This window comes from Helcococcus sp. KG196, assembly GCF_046035495.1.
GTDB lineage: Bacteria > Bacillota > Clostridia > Tissierellales > Peptoniphilaceae > Helcococcus > Helcococcus ovis.
This window is the reverse complement of sequence record NZ_JBFNFI010000002.1, coordinates 34,590-56,658: the sequence shown is the minus strand read 5'-3', so window position 1 is coordinate 56,658 and position 22,069 is coordinate 34,590. Positions and strand designations below refer to the sequence as shown.

The window sequence follows — 22,069 nt, the reverse complement described above, 5'->3', positions numbered from 1 at the left end:
AAAATAAATATAGTATATTAAATAAGTCACATAGTGGCCCTATGGTCAAGCGGTTAAGACATCGCCCTTTCACGGCGGTAACCCGGGTTCGAATCCCGGTAGGGTCACCAAATATATGGGCGTTTAGCTCAGTTGGGAGAGCATCTGCCTTACAAGCAGGGGGTCATAGGTTCAAGTCCTATAACGCCCACCATATATACTTTTAATTAATTGGCCCGGTAGTTCAGCTGGTTAGAATGCAAGCCTGTCACGCTTGAGGTCAGGGGTTCGAGCCCCCTTCGGGTCGCCAATTATATTTTTGATAATTAAATAAGTAGTACGCTGGTGTAGCTCAATCGGTAGAGCAATTGATTTGTAATCAATAGGTTGGTGGTTCAAGTCCTCTCACCAGCTCCAAAGATGGAGGAGTTCCCGAGTTGGCCAAAGGGGACGGACTGTAAATCCGTTAGCTTCGCTTTCAGTGGTTCAAATCCACTCTCCTCCACCAATTAAACTTTATAGGTTTATTCAAAAATTTGCGGGTGTAGCTCAGTGGTAGAGCCCCAGCCTTCCAAGCTGGTTGCGAGGGTTCGACTCCCTTCACCCGCTCCAACTTGGACCTATAGCTCAGCAGGATAGAGCAACGGCCTTCTAAGCCGTGTGTCAGAGGTTCGAATCCTCTTAGGTTCGCCATAATGGGGTATAGCCAAGTCGGTAAGGCACAAGACTTTGACTCTTGCATTTCCTAGGTTCGAGTCCTAGTACCCCAGCCAAATATGACCCGTTAGCTCAGTCGGTAGAGCACTTGGCTTTTAACCAAGGTGTCCGGAGTTCGAGCCTCCGACGGGTCACCATTTTTTTATAATTTATGTTCTTAAGGTACGGAGGGGTACCGAAGTGGCCATAACGGGGCGGTCTTGAAAACCGTTTGTGTGAAAGCACGCGTGGGTTCGAATCCCACCTCCTCCGCCAACTTTGGAGAAGTACTCAAGTGGCTGAAGAGGCTCCCCTGCTAAGGGAGTAGGTCCTTTACGGGACGCGAGGGTTCAAATCCCTCTTTCTCCGCCATAAGCACTTCTGTATTTTGTAAGAGAATTAGCCTGGATAGCTCAGTAGGTAGAGCAACGGATTGAAGCTCCGTGTGTCGCTGGTTCAATTCCGGCTCCAGGCACCAATTTAACCAACTTAATAGCCTTAGGGGTATAGTTCAGTTGGTAGAACGTTGGTCTCCAAAACCAAATGCCGAGGGTTCGAGTCCTTCTACCCCTGCCAATTATTTTGTTTATGGACCTGTAGCTCAGGTGGTTAGAGCGCACGCCTGATAAGCGTGAGGTCGATGGTTCGAGTCCATCCAGGTCCACCATCCTAATTTATAGGGGCCATTAGCTCAGTTGGTTAGAGCGGCCGGCTCATAACCGGTAGGTCCTTGGTTCAAGTCCATGATGGCCCACCATATAACTAATCTGTGAGTTTATCACGGATTTTTTATTTTTAATAAGTTTTTATAAGCCTATAATCTAATGATTATATTTTTTTTAGGTTCTTTGTAAAATACCCATAGGGCACAAATAGTGTTGGTGAAGAACTAAAGTAACATATTTAGAGAATTAGAGAGTAAAATTTCTAATTCTCTTTTTAATTTGTTAATATCTTTTTAGGTTTTCTAGTAATTAATATTGGTTATTTGTCAAATAGTGTTGAGTATAAAATTAACTTGCACTATTTGTTGTAGAACCATTTTTATAGATAGATTTTTTATGAAAAAAATATAATACTTATGGTTATTTTTATATTGTTATTAACTACATGTACAGAAAATAAGACTTTTTCAAAAAATATTTCTACAGCTTAAAAAAGTAGTGCTATCGGTTTAAATAAGAGGATTATTTTTAGATTATAATATGTACCATTGCAATTTTAGTATATCATTTCAAAAATACCACTTAAAAATCAATTTTTAAAATTTGAGATGTAAAATTGGTTTAGATTATGGTCAAGTCCTAAAAGTAGTGCTACGGGAAAATTTGAGTCGAAAAATCTTAAAGGCGTGACAGATGCGGATTTACAGTTTGGAAAATTGAGAAACCAAGGAAATAATAATAGTCAAAAAAAAAGAAAACAAAATTGTAAAAGATGTTAGAGTAGGTGTAATTAAGTTTATTGAAGAACAATTTGCTAATGTAAATATAAAAAAATTGATAACAATAACCTTAAATATTATGTAAATAATAAATTTAACAAAAAAAATTATCAGAAAGAAAGGCTTCCTATGAAAACCAGTATAACATAAGAAATGAGATTTCGTCAAAAAGTTGTAGAATATGCGATAAAACACAAAAATAATGCAGAAGCATCAAGAAGATACAAAACTAGCAGACAACAAGTATAAAGATGGCTAAAAAAATATTGTTAGATGGTTTTCTTATCACATATGTTTGACAACTCTAGAATGTAAATGATAAAATGAATTTTAACTTAAATGAAATTTCGGGAATAAGATTAACGGGGAATACAATAAGTTTTATCCTAGAGTTTTAAATATAGAACTTTGTGATTATTGTAATTTTTATTGTGGACACTGTTATAAAAATGCTCATAGAAAAAATAAACAATTTTTAGAATCGTAATAATTTTAAATATAATTTAGGTTTTATGATTAATAGGACATATTTAGAGAAGAGTAAAGAATATAATAAATTTATCAATAGCTTAAATTATAATAAAATAATTTTTCTTTTGCTGAAATTACAGGTAGATTAAAATGTAATGACAATATTTGGATATTGAAAAAATCCGAAAAGAAATATATAGTAGAAGAACTTTTATCAAATATTAATAAATATACTAAAGATGAAGAATATAGTTTTGATAAATATAGAAGATGTACTGCTGGTACTTTAAGTTATAGTATTGACGAACTTGGAAATTTAGGGTTTTGTCAAGTTTTGGGAAGTAAAAATTATATTTTGGGAGATATTTTTACTATAGAAGAAAGAGCAAAAAATAATACTTTTGATATTTTAGATGAAGTTAAAAAAATAAACTAAATAATTCAATAAATCGAATGTGTAGATATTATGGGGTTTAGGTGAGATGAAAAAAAAAGAATTTATATTGAAGAATAAAAAAATATTTTTTTTAATTATGTTTTTCACGTTTTTAAGTACAGCATTTATTTCATTGGTTCCTATATCTACAAAAAATATTATAGAGAATTATTCTAATTTGAATCTGGAAAATGTACTAAGATATGGTTCTATTTATATAATTTCTATTGTTTTATTTTTATACTTTGAATATAAAAAAAAGGTTACTATTGCGTTATTTGGTTATAACTATTTTGTCCAGACAAAACAGGAAGTTTTTAATTCGATTTTGAAAATGACACCTAAGAAATTAAGAGAAAAAAATTTAGGAGATGTAATTAATGCTATTACAAAGGATACTGAATTAGTTTATGAAAACTATATACATAGTTATATTTCATTGTGTATTAGCATTATATCTTTTATTGTTTACGTTAGTTATATGATTTATCTTAATTGGATCTTAACTATAATAATTATTTTGAGCTCAGCTATATCATTCTTTATTCCTAAAATAGTCGGTAATAAAATGAGTTATATGAGAAAAGAATATAGTGATAGTTGCTCTGAATTAATTTATAATTTAGAAAATTTATTGGGTGGAGTGGAAATATTTAATTATAAGACAAATAAATATTTTTCAAGAAAATTTCAAGACTATAACCAAAAGACTGAAGAAAAGGGATTAAATTTACTCAAATATATATCGTTTACGAATATTTTTTCAGGAGCATCTTTATATTTTATTAATATTATGACTTTTGTCATAGGGATGATATTAGTATCAACAAATATGATAAAGATATCAGAATTGATTGCGATAATAGGATTTGTTGATTTGGTTGCTATACCAACTAGAGATATAATTCAACTGATTATAACAATGAAATCCACATCTGACATAATTAAAAAACTAGATTTTTATCTGATTGATGAAAATAAAAATATTCAAAAGATAGATAGTTTTGAAAAAATTGAAATAAAAAACTTAAGCTATAGTGTGAATAATTTTAGAATAGATGATATAAATATTAATTTACAAAAAGGTAAAAAATATGTAGTAATTGGAAAAAATGGAAGTGGCAAATCTACAATTATGAAGTTGCTTTCAAAAAGAATTCAGCCTAATCCTAATCAAATATTTATAGATGGTAAAGATATTATTAATTTAGAAATAAGAGATTTAATACTTTATCTTTCTAAGTTATTTATAATAAATGATACTATAGATCAAAATATAAAAATGTCTAATTCTAATATTAAAATAGATGATAAAATTTTTAGTATTGTAAAGGGTATAGAAAATCAAGAATATAAAAGTTTAAGTATGGGTGAAAGAGCAAAAGTAAATATTGCAAGAGCACTTAATAGTTATCATCCAGTTTTAATATTAGATGAGTTTTTTGCAAATATTGATGAAAAAAGTGAAATAGATCTAACGAAACTTTTAATTAAGTCGGATAAAACAATCATTTGTATAACACATAATTTAGAGAAAGAATATTTGAATATGTTTGATGAGGTAATTCAAATATAAATATTCCAATTAAAAATGAACTGACCCCAAAAAGTTGGACCTAAAAAAACAATTTTTAGGAGGTCAGTTCACTTTTTTTTTGGGGGTATATGTTTATGTTTAATATTTATTAAATTCATATTCCATTATATTTTTTATTATATTTTTTATATTGTTTAGATAATATTTTGTATCAAAAATTACTATAAATTCATCTTGTAAATTATAATTACTTTCATCTTTTATTTTATTTAAAGTATTTATATATACGTAAGCTTTTATATTATCAGAGACATATCCTTCAAGGACTTTAATTTTTATATCTATGCCATTTTTAGTCCAATTGATTGTATAGATTTCATTTTCAAATGCATAATCTATGAAGTTATAAGTAGTTTCAATATTAATTTTTAAGAAGTCTTTTTCAATAATTAAGTTTGAAATTTTTAATAATTTTTCTTCTTTTTTAATATGAATAATTAATTTTTTACTTTCTTCTATTTTTTTTATTAAGTTAAGTAATTTTTCAGTATTGATAACATCATATTGATTATGTAACAAAACTTTACTTATATCTATATTCTCAATTTCCTGATAAAATTTTACATCATCGTCAATTTCAAAATTTTCATGTCTTTCTAGTTCATTAAATTTTTCTATATCTTGAAGAGAAAATTTTCTAAAATCCATAATTAATCTATTTGATATAAAATATCTGTATATATCAAATTGCGATTTTTCTTCAAATACTGATAATCCATAAAATTCATACCTAGCTTTTAAAAAGGGAATATCAAAATTTTTTCCGTTAAATGTGATAATATTCTTATTATCTAAAAATGGAAAAATTTCATTTAATAATTTTTCTTCCTCTTTATCATTTTCAACAGCAAATTGATAGAAGTTTTCTTGATAAATAAAACCAATTACATAAACTTGAGAATGAATCCTTGATACGCCATTAGTTTCTATATCGAGTATTATTGAATTTTCATCTAAATTTTTTATATTTATTGATTTCTTTAGATTATACATTATATATCCTTATTTGTGCTATAATATTCTATAGATTTATGATAACACAAAGAAGGTACTTTATGATATATTTTGATAATGCATCAACTACAAAAATGGATGAAGTTGTTAAGAATGCTGTTGATGAAGCCTATGAAAAATATTGGGCAAATCCATCATCATTACATAGTTTAGGATTTAATGTTGAAAAGGAAATAAAAAAATCAAGAGATATAATTGCGAAAAAATTGAACATTAATCCTAAAAGTTTATTTTTTGTTCCAAGTGGTACAATTGCAAATAATTCTGTTATAAATTCAATAAAAAATAATAAAAAAAATATTGTTATTTCAAGTGTGGAACATGCTTGTGTTTTTAATGCAGCAAAAAATTCTGAAATGGAAGTAAGGATTGTAAATGTTGATAAATTTGGATTCGTTGATGAAGAAGATTTGTATTCAAAAATTGATGACAATACAGTATTAGTTTCTATTATACATGTAAATAATGAACTAGGAACTATTAATAATATAAATAAATTAGCAGAAATAAGCAAAAATAAAAATCCTAAAATCTTATTTCATTCAGATGGAGTGCAGGCGTTTAATAAGATAAATGTAGATTTGAGAAATATTGATTTTTACACTATATCTTCACATAAGATAAACGGACCAAAGGGAATAGCGGCGTTGTATATTAAAAATGCTAAAATTTTTAATAGTTTATATTTTGGTGGTGGGCAAGAATCGAATTTGTTTTCGGGTACTGAAAATGTTCAAGGCATTATTGGATTTGCTAAAGCATCCCAATTAGATAATAATTTTGTTTATATTTCAAATATAAATAAATATTTAAGGCAAGAATTGTCAAGTATGAAAGGTATTGTTATTAATTCACCAATAGATAATGTTTCACCATATATTTTAAATGTATGTTTTGAAAAAATTGGTGCAGAAATTTTACTCCATTATTTAGAAATGGATGATATATATATTTCTACAGGCTCTGCTTGTAGCAAAGATAAGGGAAGTAGAGTTTTGGAAGCTATAAATGTAGAAAAAAATTATAAAGAAGGTTGTATCAGAATTTCTTTATCAAAAAATTCTACAATGGATGAAGCAAAGCTATTTGTAAAAAAATTAGAGGAAAAAGTTGAAATAATAAGGGGAATATTAGGATGAGATGGTTATTAGGTGTTAGCTTTGGTGAGCTAATGTTAAAAGGTAAAAATAGAAAGAAATTTATAAAAAATTCAATTAAACAGGTATTAAAAGCATTGCATGGATTTAACATTGGTGAACATTTTTTGGATCATGAAAAATTATTTATAGAAGTTTTAGATACAACGGAATTTACAAAAATTATTGAAAAATCAACAATGGTATTTGGGTTATCATATGTTTATCCATGTATTCAATGTGGGAAAAATTTTGAAGATATTGAAAAATCAATAGTAGAACTAATAAAAAATAAAAACTATGATGAAAAAAAATCATTTAAGGCATTTGCCGTTAGGGCTGATAAGTCATTTGAAATGAATTCAATGCAGATAGCGGCAAAAGTCGGGGGTATGGTTTTAAGAAATTTTGATAATTTTTATGTAGATATTAAAAAACCTGAAGTGCATGTTCATGTTGATATTAGGCAAAAATGTTATGCTTATTTAGAAAAATATTCAACGATAGGTGGTTTACCAATAGGTACCGGAGGTAGAGCATTATTACTTCTATCAGGAGGAATTGATTCGCCGGTAGCAGGATTTGAAATGGCGAGAAGAGGTGTTGAAATTGGAGCTATACATTTCCATTCTTACCCATTTACTAGTGAAAGAGCTAAAGATAAGGCTCGTAGATTAGCAAAACAAATGTCTATATATGTGGGTGAAGTGAGATATTTTGAAATCAATATGTTAAATATTTATACTGCGATAAATAAAAATTGTAGAGAGAGATTTACAACAATTCTTTCTAGAAGATTTATGATGAGAATTGCTGAAAAACTTGCTGAAAAATATAGATTTGATGGATTTGTTACAGGTGAAGCACTGGGCCAAGTTGCAAGTCAAACAATTCAATCTATTTCAGTTGTAAACGATGCAACAAGATTGCCTATATTTAGACCACTTATAAATATGGATAAATCTGAAATAATTGAAAAAGCAAAATGGATAGATACATATGATATTTCTATCGAACCATATGATGATTGTTGTTCATTTTTTGCTCCGGAACGTCCAGTAACAAAACCAAGATTGTATGATATTGAAGCAGAAGAAAATAAATTAAATATAGATGAATTAGTTGAAAAAGCACTTGAAACATTAGAAATCTTTGATATTATAGTAGAGTAACATATAAAAAAGTAAGGAGAGAACAATGTAAAATATAGATAAAAATAGAGAAAAAAGTTTTATTAAAAATATACTAGGAGGCTAGATGAGTAATTTAAAATATATATTTTGGTATTTTAAGAAATACAAAAAAAGATATGCCATAGGTATTGCTTCTCTACTTTTATGCTATTTATTTATTCCTATACCTAATTGGATGATTGGAAAATTTGTTGATTTAGTTAAAAATAAGCAATTAACTCAGCAAACATTGATTTCTCATTCATTAATTTTATTTGGTTCAATAATAATATTATATATTGTAGAGTATATTTGGCATTATTACATTTTTGGATATAGTTTTCAATCTGCTACAGATTTTAGAAAACGATTAGTGACAAAGATTATAAAACAATCACCAACATTTTTTTATCATAATTCAACAGGTTCATTGATGAGTAAGGCAACTCAAGATGTTGGGGCAGTTCAAACATTAACGGGATATGGAATACTTGCATTTTTTGATTCTACAGTATATCCATTGAGCATTATTATGATAATGGGATTTACAATTTCATGGCCAATGACTATTGCATCAATTATATTTTTACCATTATTAATTATAGTTACAAAAGTTTTAGGAAGTAAGTTGCATGTAGGTTTTCTAAAAATTCAAAAATCTTTTGAAAAAATGAGTGAATCAGTGATGGAAAACATCACAAGTATTAGAGTAATCAAAGGATTTTCAACCCAAGAAGTTTCAAAAAATAGATTTGAAAAAAGCGCACAGGAGATGTATGATTCACAAATAGCTCAAGATAGATTGCATGCCATTTTTATTCCTACCGGAAAATTAATACCTTCCATTGCATTTGTTGTAGCATTACTATTTGGACAAAATTTAATGGGACAAGGGAAATTAACATTAGGGGAAATGACATCATTCTTTCTATATTTAAATATGTTAATTTGGCCTATGTATGCTTTTGGTGATTTAATCAATGTAATTCAAGAATCAACAGCATCATTAAAAAGGTTGGAAGAAATTAATTCATATAAAGAAGATTTGATTGATAGAAAAAATGTTGAAGAGTTTAATTGTGAAAAATCATTGGAATTTAAAAACTTTAGCTTTAAGTATCCAGGCGAAAAAGCTTATTCATTAAAAAATGTTAATTTGAAAATAAATAAAGGGGAGACTCTTGGAATTGTCGGTAAAATCGGTTCGGGGAAAACTACACTATTAAAGCAATTACTGAGATTTTATCCTGTAGAGGAAGGGTTAATCTTATTAGATGGAAAACCCGTAGAACAATATTCTATAAAGAGTATTAGAGATAAGTTGGGGTATGTACCACAGCAACACCTATTATTTTCGAAATCTGTATATGATAATATTGCATTTGGAAAAATAAACCCAAGTGAAAAAGATATAATGGATGCAATTGAATTTGCTGATTTTACTAAAGATCTTGGTACTTTGCCGAATGGACTTGAAACTATGATTGGAGAAAAAGGTATATCTATATCAGGTGGGCAAAAACAAAGAATTTCAATTTCCAGGGCGATAATAAAAGACCCGGAAATATTGATATTGGATGATTCTTTATCAGCTGTTGACTCTATTACAGAAAAGAAAATTATAGAAAATATTATTAATCACAGACAAGGAAAGACAACTATTATCGTAGCACATAGATTATCAGGACTTAGACATGCTGATAATATTATTGTTTTAGAAGATGGTAAGATTGTTGAAGCTGGAAATCATAAAGAGTTAATAGAAAGAAAAGGTTGGTATTATAGCCAATATGAATCTCAAAAGTCAGGAGGTTCAGATGAATAATAAAAATATTGAAGAAAAGGGAAGTTTCATAAAGGAAGACTATAAGCAAAAAGCAAAATTTAGAAATAAAAAACTTTTAGAATATCTACTTAAATTAAAGGGATTATTTTTTGTAAGTATGATATTTACTGTAATTGCCATTTTTATGGAATTAATAGGTCCATATATTTTAGGTAAATTATTAGATGGAGAATTAATAGAGGGTATAGGAGCAAGGGATATAAATAAATTTTATCTCCTAGTATTACTTTATTTCGGCACAATAGTTTTAGCAGCGGTAGTTTCATATTTTGGTTCACTTGCTTTTTCTAAATTGGCAAATAGATTAGCTAAAAATATTAGAACGGATGCATTTAATCATGTATTATCTTTACCTGTTCAATTTTTTGATAAATACGCAATAGGAAAAATTGTCAACAGAATTACAAACGATACAAGAGACATAAGAATGCTTTTTAATTTAATATTTGCTCAGATTTTAACAACATTTGTAAGAACTATAGGGCTTATAATTGCCTTATTCTTTATAAATTGGAAATTAGGTATGTTGAGTATTATTGCAACTCCAATTATTTATTTTATTTTTAGGGATTATTTTAATAAATCCACTGAAACGGAAAAAAATTTGAAAAAATACAGATCTGACTTAAATGGTAATTTGGCAGAAACAATTCAAACTATGGAAGTTATCCAAGCATTTAATAAAGAAGATGAGATTTACAATGAATTTGGGAAAATTAATGATAGTATAAATAAACAAGGATGGAATTTAGCAACGCTTTGGGCTTATTCAGGATTTAATGGAACAAATACATTAGGTAATATTATAATAGCTATAGCAGTTGTAGCGTTTGGATATTTTTTCCTAAAAGGAGAATCATTTATTACAGTTGGCGGATTATTTGTATTTATCGACTATAATAGAAGGGTATATCAAAATATAAACGCTTTAATGGATCAATCAGGTAGACTACAAAGCTCTAAATCAGCGGCAGATCAATTATTTGAGCTTATGAGAGTTGGAAGTTTTGAAGAAGGCACAGAAGAAATTGAAAATATGGAAGGAAATATTAAGTTTGAAGATGTTTCATTTGCATATAATCAAGGCGAATATGTAATTCATAATTTAGATTTAGATATTCCTAAAGGAACATCTGCTGCATTTGTTGGACATACTGGATCCGGTAAATCAACAGTAATGAATTTGATATATAAATTTTATAATATAAATAAAGGAAAAATAAAAATTGACGGACATGATATAAATAAACTTAACATGGAAAAAATTAGAAACAATATGGCAATTGTTTTTCAAAATCCATATATTTTTGAAGGGACGGTTTATGAAAATATATCATTATTCGATTCTTCTATAAGTAAGAATGATGCTGAATTGGCATTGATTTCTGTTGGGGGAGAAAAAATTCTTCAAAGAGAAAGAGGTATTGATACTACTGTAAGAGAATCCGGAGCAGGCTTCTCATCTGGAGAAAGACAAATTATTTCATTTGCTAGAGCTATGGTAAGAGATCCAAAGATTTTAGTTTTAGATGAAGCAACAGCAAATGTTGATTCTGAAACAGAAGAATTAATTCAATTTGGATTAAATAGATTAAAAAAAGGAAGAACTACATTAATAATAGCACATAGACTTTCAACTATTAAAGATGTTGACAAGATTTATTTATTAGAAAAAGGTAAATTAATTGAATCGGGAAGTCATGATGAGCTAATAAAATTAAATGGAATTTATGCACAGATGTATAAAAACAGTTAAAATTATTAATAAAATGTTGATATGATAAATTTTTATAAGTATATAGTTAGTACTGGTAAAATATTTAGAGAGTTAGGAAGTAAAATTCCTAATTCTCTTTATTATATTTAAATAAATTTTAATCTTGACTAAAATAGTTGACTTTAATATGTAAAAATGATAAATTATTGTATATAGAATTAGGGGAACCTAAAAATGGAGGTAAAAATGAAAAAAAGTAAATTGGTTTCAGTTGTTTCAATTTTAGCATTAGCTGTTGTATTATCAGCTTGTGGAAATAAAAAAGATAATAAAAAGCCGGTAGAAACTAAAGTTGAACAAAAAGTAGAAAAAAAAGATGATAAAAAGGTAGATAAAAAAGAAACAAATAAATCTATCAATCTGGATAAATGGGCTGGAAAATGGGTAAACTATGCTTCATTTGCAGATACAAAAGAGGTTAAAGATGCATTTGCTTCATTGGAAAATGGTGATAAAGAATATGAAAACTTTAAAAAGAGAAATGAAGTTGGATTTAATGCATTAGAAGCTCAAGGAAATAAATTAAAATTTTATGATATGGCTAAAGATGGTAAAGTTATATCAGAATCAGAATATGAATACATAAAAGACCATAAAACAAAACATGGTAAGAGAGAAGCTAAATGGCATGAATTTAAGGCTAAAGATCCAAACGCAAAATTTCCTGTTATACTTTTAATGCAACCTCATGGTGAAGAAGTAATGCTACACTATCATTTTAAGGTGGGAAAAGATGGAGAAACAATCTTAAAGGATAAATCTATTAACTTTGGTACATTTGTAAAGGAAGACATAAAACCATCACAAATAGCAAATGCTATTAAAATAAGATTTGAAAGACAAAAAGCTCAAAAACAAAAAGAGGAAAAGAAAAATTAATCACAATATTTTGAAATCTTAATATAAACAATATGAAAGGTGAAATCGTGAAATTAAAAAATAAAATTTTATGTATATTTTTTGCAGTTTCTATGATTTTCATTTTATCGTCTTGTATAAGCAGTAAGACTACCGGTCCTAAAAAGCCTGTAGTCTATACTTCTTTTTATCCTATTGCAGAATTAACTAAGGAAATAGCAGGAGATACAGTGGAAGTTAGGACATTTATGCCCGAAAATAAAGATCCACATTTGTGGGAGCCAAGTCCTAGAAATATGAGAAAATTATTAAAATCAGATATGCTTATAGTAAATGGAGCCAATATGGAAAACTGGTTACCTCAAATAAAAGACGTTGCTCCGGATTTGAAAATAGTTACACTTTCAGATTCTGTTGATTTGATAACATATAAAGGAGCTGCTGCTATCGGAGATTTTCAATATATGGCTCAGCAAAAATCCAAACAGGGTGAAACATATAAATTTGACTTTGGTCATACACATGAAGATGTAATGAGAGTATCATTTATAAATAATAATGATAAGAAAAGTAAAGATGAATTAATTAAAATTGGTAAAAATAATATGAAATCAAAGGGGCAATTAGTTCCCCAAGATTCAACAATAGATGTCGAAGAAAATAAAGTTTATGCATTAGAAATGGGACATGAATCGGGACAAATTTTCTATAAATTTCCTAAATCGGGAAATTGGGTTTTAGTTTCAGATAGGATTTCAGAAGATCTATTACCATATAATTTAACCGATAAAAACGGAGAATTATTGGAAATCGAAAAAATTTTAGAGGGTTCGACCTCCGGGTTAGATAAAATAACATATGATCCTCATTCTTGGATGTCAATTGTAAATGCTAAAAAGTATCTTAATGTTATTATGAATGAATTGTCAGATAAATATCCTCAATATTCAGACAAATATAGAGAAAATAAGATTAAAATTGTAAGTGCTCTTAGTGAATTACAATTTGAGTATAAAGAAAAATTTGATAAATTAGATTTTAAACATTTTGTTGTAACACATAATGCTTATGCTTATCTAGCAAGAGATTTTGGATTAAAACAGTATCCATTGCAAGGCTTAGTAAGTACGGAAACACCTAGTTTAAAAACAATAAAAAAAGCTATTGATTTTTGTGAATTTTATGGAGTCAAGACAATTTTTTATGAATTTAACGGACAACAAAAAGGAGCTGATACAGTTGCAAGTGAAATAGGAGGAAAAAGTAAACCTCTTGCTTCTATGGAATACAATTTTTCACTTAAAGAATCAGGACTTGATTCATATAAAAAAATTATTAAAATGAATTTAGATAACTTATATGAGTCTATGAAGGAGGTAAAATGAGCTATGTAGAGGTTAAGAACTTATATTTTGGATATTCCGGGGAATATGTATTAAAAAATTTGAATCTTAAAATTGAAAAAGGTTCTTTGATTGCAATTACAGGTGAAAACGGATCTGGAAAATCAACATTATTAAAATTGATTTTGGGAGAAATAAAACCTGATAAGGGAACTATTTTATTTGATAATCAAGATATATCTAAAATAAAGTCTTTTAAGCAAATAGGCTATGTGCCTCAAGTACAAAATTTTGAAAAAATAGCATTTCCTATTACTTGTTTAGAACTGGTAACTCTTAATCAATATGAGGATTTTGGATTTATAAAAATCGCAAGAAGAAAACACAAAGAAAAGGCAAAGCATTCATTAATAAATTTGGGCTTGGAAAATTATATAAATACACCATTTAATGAATTATCAGGCGGATTACAGCAACGTGTAATTATTGCCAGAGCTATGATTAATAACCCGCAACTTTTGATTCTTGATGAACCAACAGCCGGAGTTGATAAAAACAGTAAAAAAGATTTTTTACACTTAATAGAAAAAATTAACAAGGAATCTAAAGTTACAGTTTTGATAGTTACACATGAATTAGAATTAATAAATAAGACACTAAATCCAAGTAAAATATATAAAATTGAAGATGGAGGTATATCCTATGTTTGAAATTTTTGAGTTTGATTTTATGAGAAGAGCTCTTTTAGCCGGTCTTATGCTATCTATTATGATTCCACTTATAGGAGTTGTAATGGTTAATAGAAAGACATCAATGATAGGAGATGCATTATCACATACTTCATTAATGGGTGTTGCCTTAGGCTTAATATTAAGTATAAATCCTGCATTAGGAGCAGTTGTAATAGCTGTTATTTCCGCATTTGCAATAGAAATTATCAGAAAGAAATTTCCGCAATATGGAGATATGGCAACAGCTGTAATAATGAGTTTAGGCTTAGGATTGGCTGCCATTTTATCAGATTTTGCACCCGGTGGAAATACATTTGAATCATATTTATTCGGCTCAATTTCTGCTGTAACGAAAAATGATTTAATTTTTCTTTCAATAATTTTTATAGGTATTTTGTTTATTTCAATTATATACTATGGAGGATTACTTGATATATCTATAAATCCCAATTTAGCTAGATTATCCGGCGTAAATGTAAAATTTATTAATTTTCTGTTTACATTGTTTTCTGCAATAACAATCGCCTTAGCGGCTAAAGTTATAGGAGCTCTTATGGTTGCATCATTAATTGTATTACCGGTAGCTACGGCATTATTTATTGCAAGAAGTTATAAGCAATCATTATTTATTTCTGTTTTTTTAGGCGTAATTTACATGCTTTTTGGATTAGTTATTTCATTTTATTACGATATTAGACCCGGTGGGTCAATAGTTGTAATTGCAATATTAGGCATGTTAATAGTAGGAATTATATCTAAATTTAGAAAATTAAAAAAATAATTATTTAAGTTAATTAATTAAGAGGACTGTTGCAAAATAACTAAAAATCTTATTTTGCAATAGTCTTTTCTTTTTAATTGAATTGTCAATTTTTCTTGTGGATTTAATCCCTTCTGAATAACAATAGATTAAAATCTGAAATATTGAAATTGGAGCTATTACTGGTTTTCTCCCTTTTTTAGAGCAAGCATTTTCTATTAGATCTAAATTTAATTCCTTTACTAAATTTTTCAAAATCTAAAATTTGCGATAATTTTGATAATTTTATTGAAAATAGTGTGAAATTAATATTTTTTATTTTGTAATGAAATTAAATATTTACTAAAAATCTGATTAATTTGAGTATTAATCTTATTGTTAGAAGAACTTCTATAAAACAACTAAAAAATTTATTTTACAACATTCTTTTATTATTAAAAAATTAATAATTTTATATAAAAAACACAAAAAATTAAACTTTTAGGTATTGTATTTTATGTTTTTTTTGTTATAATTATATTTGTGTTTAATATATTAAGTTTTTTACTTAAAAAAATATTAGAGAGGAGATAAGATGGAAATAGGGGATAAAATAAAAAAACTTAGGAAAAAGATGGATTTGACCCAAGAAGAATTAGCAGAAAGATCTGAGTTGACAAAGGGATTTATATCTCAACTTGAAAGAAATCTTAATTCTCCTTCTGTTGATACTTTAGCTGATGTTTTAGAAGCTTTAGGTACTAATTTAGGGGATTTTTTTACAAATAAAGAAGAAGAGCAAATTGTTTTCAAAGAAGAAGATTTTTTTGTTGGTACAAATGATAAATTAGGTCATAAAATGGAATGGATTGTTCCAAATTCTGTAAAAAATAATATGGAGCCTGTGATGTTTACACTAGATAAAGATGGTTGTAGCAAGATATATACTCCAAATGAAGGTGAAGAGTTTGGATATGTTGTAAAGGGTGAAATTAAATTAGTTTTTGGTGAAAAAGAATATAGATTAAAGAAGGGTGAAACATTTTATTTCTTTTCTGATGAGGAAAGATATATAAAAAATGTACATAAAGGGCAATCAAAAGTATTGTGGATATCAAATCCACCAAATTTCTAGGAGGTCAAATGAATATTATAGAATTAAAAGGATTAAATAAATCCTTTGGAGATAATAAAGTATTGGATGATATAAACTTAAATATAAAAGAAGATGAATTTCTTACATTATTAGGACCTTCTGGGTGTGGTAAAACTACGACTTTGAGAATTATTGGAGGATTTGAAAGTTCAGATTCAGGGGAAGTATTGTTTGATGGTAAAGAAATTCAGTCAATCCCGGCATATAAAAGAAATATAAATACGGTATTTCAAAAATATTCCTTATTTAAGCATTTAAGCATTTTTGACAATATTGCATTTGGACTTAAATTAAAAAAAATTCCAAAAGATGAGATAGAAAAAAGTGTAAAGGAAATGTTAAGACTTGTAAATTTGGAAGGGTTTGAAAATAGATCCGTAGATTCTCTTTCAGGTGGACAACAACAAAGAGTTGCGATTGCTAGAGCGTTAGTAAACAGACCAAAAGTTTTATTGCTGGATGAGCCTCTTGGAGCTTTAGATTTAAAACTTAGAAAATCAATGCAAGATGAACTAAAAAGAATTCAAAGACAAGTAGGTATTACTTTCATTTATGTTACTCATGATCAGGAAGAAGCATTAACTATGAGTGATACAATCGTTGTTATGAATAATGGTAAAATTCAGCAAATAGGCTCACCTATAGATATCTATAATGAACCGGAAAATAAATTTGTTGCAAGGTTTATCGGTGAGTCAAATATTTTAGATGGTATAGCTATAAGAGATAAAAAAGTTAAATTTTCAAATACAGAGTTTGATTCAGTAGATGTGGGATTTGATGAAAATGAAGAAGTAGATATTGTAATCAGACCGGAAGATATTGAACTTACATCTCCTGAAAATGGTATGATTCAAGGCGAAGTTGTAGAACTTACTTTCAAGGGAGTTCATTGGGAAATTATTGTTGATGTTGACGGATTCATGTATAAGATTCATTCTACATGGGATAAACCGGTTGGAGCGAAAGTTGGTTTAGTAATTATTCCTGACCATATTCATGTTATGGAAAAAGGAGGAGAAAATTGAAAAAAATAAAGCAACTTGCATTTCCGTATTTTTTATGGTGTGCAATATTTATAATCGTTCCTTTATTTATGATATTTTATTTTGCTTTTACCAAGAATGGAAACATTTCTTTTGAAAATTTTATAAAAATTTTCGACATTTCCACACTAAAAATGATTTATACGTCTATTAAGATAGCATTTGTAACATCCGCTATTTGTTTAATAGTAGGGTATCCCTTTGCATATATAATGTCTAAACTTAATGTAAAATATAGAACTGTAGCCATGTTATTAATTATGATACCAATGTGGATGAATTTTTTATTAAGATCCTATGCATGGGTGTCTATTTTATCTCAAAACGGTGTATTAGATAATTTATTAAAAATTTTTGGCATAAACTATGATAGTTTCTTATATACAGAAGCATCCGTAATTTTAGGTATGGTATATAACTTTTTACCATTTATGATACTTCCAATTTACACATCACTTGAAAAAATAGATAACAGTTTGATAGAAGCGGCTCATGATTTAGGAGCTAATGACAATAAGACATTTTGGAAAGTTATTTTTCCAATGTCCTTACCCGGAGTATTTTCAGGATTAACTATGGTATTTGTTCCTGTGATTTCTACTTTTGAGGTTTCATTGTTACTTGGTGGTGGAAAAGTAAATATGATTGGTAATGTTATTGAAAGACAATTTACAAAAACTCAAAATTGGGGATATGGCTCAGCTTTAGCGACATTTTTAATGATTATAATTTTATTGAGTTTAATTTTTGATAAAGAATCAGTTGAAAAGGGAGGTATAAATGAATAAAAAAACTAACTTTTTAGAAAAATTTTATTTAGTATTTGTTTTTATATTTCTATATGCTCCTATCGCTGTTTTAATATTTTACTCATTTAATCAATCGAGAATTTTAGGCGTTTGGTCAGGTTTTTCACTAAAATGGTATCAAAGACTATTTGAAGATAGAGCTATATTAAGTGCAGTTAATACAACACTTTTAGTTGGGGTGGTGGCTACTATAGTTTCAACAATTGTGGGGACTTTTGCTGCGGTAGGAATATCTGAATTCAGTAAAAATAAAAGAAGAATAATTTTAGGTATTAACGATATTCCGGTATTAAATCCCGACATTGTTATCGCTATATCACTTATGGTTTTATATGGTATGCTACAAATTCCAAAAGGACTTTTGACCTTGATATTATCACATATTGCATTTACGATTCCATATGTTGTATTATCCGTATTACCTAAAATAAAACAAATGGATAAGAATCTTATAGATGCGGCTTTAGACTTAGGAGCTACACCATTACAAGCTTTAGTTAAGGTTGTAATTCCTGAGATAAAACCGGGGATTATTGCTGGAGCAATGATGGCATTTACATTATCAATAGATGATTTTGTAATATCATTCTTTACAGTGTCTCCCGGACTTAATACTATTGCTACAACTGTGTTTTCAATGACTAAAAGAGGCATAGAGCCGACAATTAATGCATTGTCTACATTAATGTTTGTTGCAGTTTTAATTTTATTAATTATTGTAAATATTTTACAAAATAAAAATATGAAAAATAAGGAGAAAATTGATATATGAAAAAGAAAATTATGACTTTAATGATGGCGTTATTTGTCTTTATTTTAGTTGCATGTGGTGGGCAAAAGAAACAAAAAGTTTCATTTTATAATTGGGGTGGAACAATTAATAAACAAGTTTTGAAAGATTTTGAAAAAGAAACAGGAATAGAAGTTGTATATTCTGAGTTTGATGAAAATGAAAGAATGTACACAAATGTTAAAAATTCTATGAAAGATTATGATGTGATTGTCCCTTCAGAATATATGGTTGAGAAAATGATTAAAGAAAATTTATTAAATGAAATTGATTTATCAAAAGTACCTAATTTTAAAGAAATTGCAAATGTTTTCAAGAACAAAGGATTTGATCCTAATAATAAGCATTCAATTCCTATGTATTATGGAACATTAGGTATTTTATATAATAAAAAAATGGTAGATCCTAAAGATTTAAATGAATGGGATATAATATTTAATCCTAAATACAAAGGGAAAATATATATGTTGGATTCATCAAGAGATACTTTAGGACCGGGTTTCTGGAAGTTGGGGTATAGTTCAAATTCAAAAGATGCAAAACAATTAGAAGAAGTTAAAAAATTAATGACGGATCAAAAGAAATTAGTTACAGCATATTTACACGATGAAATTAAGCAACAAATGGTTAACAAAAATGGTGCATTAGCTGTAGTTTATTCCGGAGAGGCTTCTGAAGCAATCTCTGAAAATTCAGATTTAGACTATTATTTACCAAAACATTCAAATTTATGGTTAGATAACTTTGCAATTGTAAAAAATGCTACAAACCTTGAAAATGCATATAAATTAATTAATTATTTATGTGATCCTAAAGTAGCGGCTAAAAGTGGAAATAATCAAGCTACACCTGTTACAAAAGCAAGAGAAATTGAACCGACAAAGTCCGTGAAGTCAAATAAAGTTTTATATCCAAATCTGGATGATTTGAGAGAACAAGAAGTGTTTAAGGATTTAGGAGATTTCGTAGAAAAATTTGAACAGGCTTGGGAAGATGTAAAAGCAAATTAATAATTCAAAAAAAACCATCTAAATGTTATAATTATATTTAAGATGGTTTTTTTATATTAAAAAGAGGTGTAAATGATATTAAATACTAAAGATTATATACATGAAATTAATGAAAAATTAAAAAATAAGCTTTCTGAGATTAATAAAAATATTAAATTAACTTTAATAAGAATCGGAAGTAACAAGTCAGCTATTTCTTTTGAAAAATCTATAATAAAAGAGGCTGAAAAAATTGGCATAGAAGTTATTAGTAAAGTTTTTGATTCTAAAGTATCCGAAAATGAAGTCTTATCATATATAAATAAAAACAATGATGATGAATATGTTCAAGGAATTTTAGTGTTTGTTCCGATTGATTCTGATTTAAATCAAAAGAAAATATTGAATTCTATTTCTATCCATAAGGATGTTGATGGATTAAATTCATTGAGTAAATTGAAGCTGTTTTCATCTAATGATTATGTAAATACACCAACTACAGCTTTATCAACTTTTGAATATTTAAGATCATTAACAGATTTAGAGGGTAAAGATGTTTTAATAATAAACAGATCGGAAATTATTGGAAAACCATTAGCATTGATGTTGATTAATGAGGGAGCAACAGTTCAAATTGCTCATTCAAAAACTAAAAATTTATATGAAAAAATTTCTAAATCGGATATTGTAATTTCAGCGATAGGAAAAGCTAAGATTATTGATACAAATAATTTTAAGGAAAATGCAATTGTCATAGATTTAGGATATGATGTTAAAGAAAATAAAATATTTGGAGATTTTAATTCTGAATTTTATGATGAAATTAATATTAAGTTTTTACCATCTATAGGTGGTATTGGTAGAATTAATGCTAATATGATATTAAGAAATGTAATAAGAAATGGAGAAAATAATGGAAAATAAAAAGACGGTTTTAAGTTTAGTTCAACCATCAGGAGAATTGACGATTGGGAATTACTTAGGGGCTATTCAAAATTTTATTAAATTACAAGATGAATATGATTGCTATATTGGAGTAGCAGATTTACATTCTATTACAGTTCCACAAGTACCGGCAGATTTAAGAAGAAGATCAAGAGAAGTTGTAGCTACTTATATGGCTTTAGGATTAGACCCTGAGAAGGTTACACTATTTATACAGTCACATAATGTTGATCACTTAAAACTTTATTGGGTATTAAACTCTATTTCATATATGGGTCAATTATCAAGAATGACACAATTTAAGGAAAAATCAGAAAAAAGCGAAGAAAATAAAAATGCTGCATTATTTACATACCCAACATTGATGGCAGCTGATATTTTAGTATATAATGCTGATTTTGTACCTGTTGGACAAGATCAAAAGCAGCACATGGAATTAACAAGAGATTTAGCTATTAGATTTAATAGTAGATATTCAGAAACATTTAAGATACCGCAACCGCTAATAAATGAATCCACAAGAAAAATTATGTCACTTAGAAATCCGGAAAAGAAGATGAGTAAATCTGATGATGATAAAAATGCTTCGATATTTTTACAAGATGATTTAAATGCTGCTAGAAAAAAAATAATGTCAGCTGTTACTGATTCCCTTGCAAATTTTGATTACAATGATGAGCAACCCGGATTAAAAAATTTAATTGATATTTATTGTGCCCTTACAGGAAAAGAAACAAGAGAAGTTGTTGAAAAATATAAGGGACAGGGATATGGTGAGTTTAAAAAAGATTTAGCTGATGTTGTAGTTTTCAAACTTGAAGATTTCCAAAATAAATTTAATGAAATTATGAAGGATAAAGATAAACTTGATGAAATTTTAGCTAAAGGTGCTGAAAAATCAAGATATAAGACAAGAAGATTAATGGATAAAATTTATAGAAAAGTAGGTTTTTTACAATTAGATAGATAACCGAAGAAGAATATCTCTTGCCTCTTCTACAATTTTGTTGGATTTTTACAATTAGATAGATAATCGAAGAGAGCTGTTGCTAAATGGTTAAAAATGTTATTTTGCAACAGACTTTTTTTTAGGAG

At 28.0% G+C, this 22,069-nt stretch carries 19 protein-coding genes and 15 tRNA genes; 33 read left to right on the top strand and 1 reads right to left on the bottom strand.

Annotated features, from left to right (window positions below; all coding sequences use genetic code 11):
* The first annotated feature begins 35 nt into the window (after positions 1-35).
* The 18 genes from ABGF45_RS01450 to ABGF45_RS01365 all read left to right on the top strand — a co-directional run bounded on the left by ABGF45_RS01450 (position 36) and on the right by ABGF45_RS01365 (position 4,602).
* A tRNA-Glu gene (locus ABGF45_RS01450) sits at positions 36-110 on the top strand.
* A 7-nt stretch (positions 111-117) separates the two neighbouring features.
* Positions 118-193: transfer RNA gene (locus ABGF45_RS01445), tRNA-Val, on the top strand.
* A gap of 19 nt (positions 194-212) precedes the next feature.
* Positions 213-289 (top strand) — tRNA-Asp (locus ABGF45_RS01440).
* 31 nt (positions 290-320) lie between these two features.
* Positions 321-396, top strand: a tRNA-Thr gene (locus tag ABGF45_RS01435).
* A gap of 5 nt (positions 397-401) precedes the next feature.
* Positions 402-487 (top strand) — tRNA-Tyr (locus tag ABGF45_RS01430).
* A gap of 30 nt (positions 488-517) precedes the next feature.
* Positions 518-591: transfer RNA gene (locus tag ABGF45_RS01425), tRNA-Gly, on the top strand.
* A gap of 4 nt (positions 592-595) precedes the next feature.
* Positions 596-672, top strand: a tRNA-Arg gene (locus tag ABGF45_RS01420).
* Between the two features lie 3 nt (positions 673-675).
* Positions 676-752: transfer RNA gene (locus ABGF45_RS01415), tRNA-Gln, on the top strand.
* A 5-nt stretch (positions 753-757) separates the two neighbouring features.
* A tRNA-Lys gene (locus tag ABGF45_RS01410) sits at positions 758-833 on the top strand.
* 29 nt (positions 834-862) lie between these two features.
* Positions 863-951: transfer RNA gene (locus tag ABGF45_RS01405), tRNA-Ser, on the top strand.
* A gap of 5 nt (positions 952-956) precedes the next feature.
* Positions 957-1,047: transfer RNA gene (locus ABGF45_RS01400), tRNA-Ser, on the top strand.
* 30 nt (positions 1,048-1,077) lie between these two features.
* A tRNA-Phe gene (locus tag ABGF45_RS01395) sits at positions 1,078-1,153 on the top strand.
* A 22-nt stretch (positions 1,154-1,175) separates the two neighbouring features.
* Positions 1,176-1,251 (top strand) — tRNA-Trp (locus ABGF45_RS01390).
* 14 nt (positions 1,252-1,265) lie between these two features.
* Positions 1,266-1,342: transfer RNA gene (locus ABGF45_RS01385), tRNA-Ile, on the top strand.
* Between the two features lie 13 nt (positions 1,343-1,355).
* A tRNA-Ile gene (locus ABGF45_RS01380) sits at positions 1,356-1,432 on the top strand.
* Between the two features lie 840 nt (positions 1,433-2,272).
* Complete coding sequence (locus ABGF45_RS01375) at positions 2,273-2,368, top strand: helix-turn-helix domain-containing protein (protein ID WP_245151509.1); 96 nt, start codon at positions 2,273-2,275, stop codon at positions 2,366-2,368.
* A 394-nt stretch (positions 2,369-2,762) separates the two neighbouring features.
* Positions 2,763-3,026: a hypothetical protein gene (locus ABGF45_RS01370; protein ID WP_134710511.1), complete on the top strand. Its 264-nt coding sequence runs from the start codon at positions 2,763-2,765 to the stop codon at positions 3,024-3,026.
* 46 nt (positions 3,027-3,072) lie between these two features.
* Positions 3,073-4,602 (top strand): ABC transporter ATP-binding protein, encoded by a 1,530-nt coding sequence (locus ABGF45_RS01365; protein ID WP_134743999.1) that lies wholly within the window; start codon positions 3,073-3,075, stop codon positions 4,600-4,602.
* 99 nt (positions 4,603-4,701) lie between these two features.
* On the opposite strand, the gene ABGF45_RS01360 is transcribed toward ABGF45_RS01365, so the two are convergent.
* Positions 4,702-5,616, bottom strand: coding sequence for a ribonuclease H-like domain-containing protein (locus tag ABGF45_RS01360; RefSeq protein ID WP_134710515.1), 915 nt, complete (start codon positions 5,614-5,616; stop codon positions 4,702-4,704).
* A 62-nt stretch (positions 5,617-5,678) separates the two neighbouring features.
* Between ABGF45_RS01360 and ABGF45_RS01355 the strand changes: the two genes are divergently transcribed.
* The 15 genes from ABGF45_RS01355 to trpS all read left to right on the top strand — a co-directional run bounded on the left by ABGF45_RS01355 (position 5,679) and on the right by trpS (position 21,944).
* On the top strand, positions 5,679-6,776 hold the full coding sequence (locus ABGF45_RS01355; protein ID WP_167603978.1) for a cysteine desulfurase family protein: 1,098 nt from the start codon (positions 5,679-5,681) through the stop codon (positions 6,774-6,776).
* Positions 6,773-7,945, top strand: coding sequence for a tRNA uracil 4-sulfurtransferase ThiI (gene thiI, locus ABGF45_RS01350; protein ID WP_134710519.1), 1,173 nt, complete (start codon positions 6,773-6,775; stop codon positions 7,943-7,945). The genes ABGF45_RS01355 and thiI overlap by 4 nt, the downstream gene beginning before the upstream one ends.
* Before the next feature lie 85 nt (positions 7,946-8,030).
* On the top strand, positions 8,031-9,770 hold the full coding sequence (locus ABGF45_RS01345; RefSeq protein ID WP_134743997.1) for an ABC transporter ATP-binding protein: 1,740 nt from the start codon (positions 8,031-8,033) through the stop codon (positions 9,768-9,770).
* Positions 9,763-11,547 (top strand): ABC transporter ATP-binding protein, encoded by a 1,785-nt coding sequence (locus ABGF45_RS01340; protein WP_408112572.1) that lies wholly within the window; start codon positions 9,763-9,765, stop codon positions 11,545-11,547. Before ABGF45_RS01345 ends, ABGF45_RS01340 begins: the two co-directional genes overlap by 8 nt.
* A gap of 207 nt (positions 11,548-11,754) precedes the next feature.
* Complete coding sequence (locus ABGF45_RS01335; RefSeq protein WP_167554061.1) at positions 11,755-12,447, top strand: ZinT/AdcA family metal-binding protein; 693 nt, start codon at positions 11,755-11,757, stop codon at positions 12,445-12,447.
* Positions 12,448-12,539: 92 nt separating this feature from the next.
* Positions 12,540-13,811: a metal ABC transporter substrate-binding protein gene (locus ABGF45_RS01330; RefSeq protein WP_408105993.1), complete on the top strand. Its 1,272-nt coding sequence runs from the start codon at positions 12,540-12,542 to the stop codon at positions 13,809-13,811.
* Positions 13,808-14,479, top strand: coding sequence for a metal ABC transporter ATP-binding protein (locus ABGF45_RS01325; RefSeq protein WP_134710529.1), 672 nt, complete (start codon positions 13,808-13,810; stop codon positions 14,477-14,479). Before ABGF45_RS01330 ends, ABGF45_RS01325 begins: the two co-directional genes overlap by 4 nt.
* Before the next feature lies 1 nt (position 14,480).
* Positions 14,481-15,281 carry a metal ABC transporter permease gene (locus tag ABGF45_RS01320; RefSeq protein ID WP_134710588.1) on the top strand — a complete coding sequence of 267 codons (801 nt, stop codon included), beginning with the start codon at positions 14,481-14,483 and terminating at the stop codon, positions 15,279-15,281.
* 553 nt (positions 15,282-15,834) lie between these two features.
* Positions 15,835-16,374 carry a helix-turn-helix domain-containing protein gene (locus tag ABGF45_RS01315; protein ID WP_134710531.1) on the top strand — a complete coding sequence of 180 codons (540 nt, stop codon included), beginning with the start codon at positions 15,835-15,837 and terminating at the stop codon, positions 16,372-16,374.
* 8 nt (positions 16,375-16,382) lie between these two features.
* Positions 16,383-17,423 carry a spermidine/putrescine ABC transporter ATP-binding protein gene (potA, locus tag ABGF45_RS01310; protein WP_134710533.1) on the top strand — a complete coding sequence of 347 codons (1,041 nt, stop codon included), beginning with the start codon at positions 16,383-16,385 and terminating at the stop codon, positions 17,421-17,423.
* Entirely contained in the window at positions 17,420-18,229 is an 810-nt protein-coding gene (locus ABGF45_RS01305; RefSeq protein WP_134743994.1) for an ABC transporter permease, read from the top strand. The genes potA and ABGF45_RS01305 overlap by 4 nt, the downstream gene beginning before the upstream one ends.
* A complete protein-coding gene (locus ABGF45_RS01300; protein WP_134710537.1) occupies positions 18,222-19,022 on the top strand; it encodes an ABC transporter permease in 801 nt (266 codons plus the stop codon). The genes ABGF45_RS01305 and ABGF45_RS01300 overlap by 8 nt, the downstream gene beginning before the upstream one ends.
* Complete coding sequence (locus ABGF45_RS01295; RefSeq protein ID WP_134743993.1) at positions 19,019-20,050, top strand: PotD/PotF family extracellular solute-binding protein; 1,032 nt, start codon at positions 19,019-19,021, stop codon at positions 20,048-20,050. The genes ABGF45_RS01300 and ABGF45_RS01295 overlap by 4 nt, the downstream gene beginning before the upstream one ends.
* 72 nt (positions 20,051-20,122) lie before the next feature.
* Positions 20,123-20,953 (top strand): bifunctional 5,10-methylenetetrahydrofolate dehydrogenase/5,10-methenyltetrahydrofolate cyclohydrolase, encoded by an 831-nt coding sequence (locus tag ABGF45_RS01290; RefSeq protein ID WP_134710541.1) that lies wholly within the window; start codon positions 20,123-20,125, stop codon positions 20,951-20,953.
* Positions 20,943-21,944, top strand: a complete 1,002-nt coding sequence (gene trpS, locus ABGF45_RS01285) for a tryptophan--tRNA ligase (RefSeq protein WP_134743992.1) — start codon at positions 20,943-20,945, stop codon at positions 21,942-21,944. Before ABGF45_RS01290 ends, trpS begins: the two co-directional genes overlap by 11 nt.
* Positions 21,945-22,069: the final 125 nt, after the last annotated feature.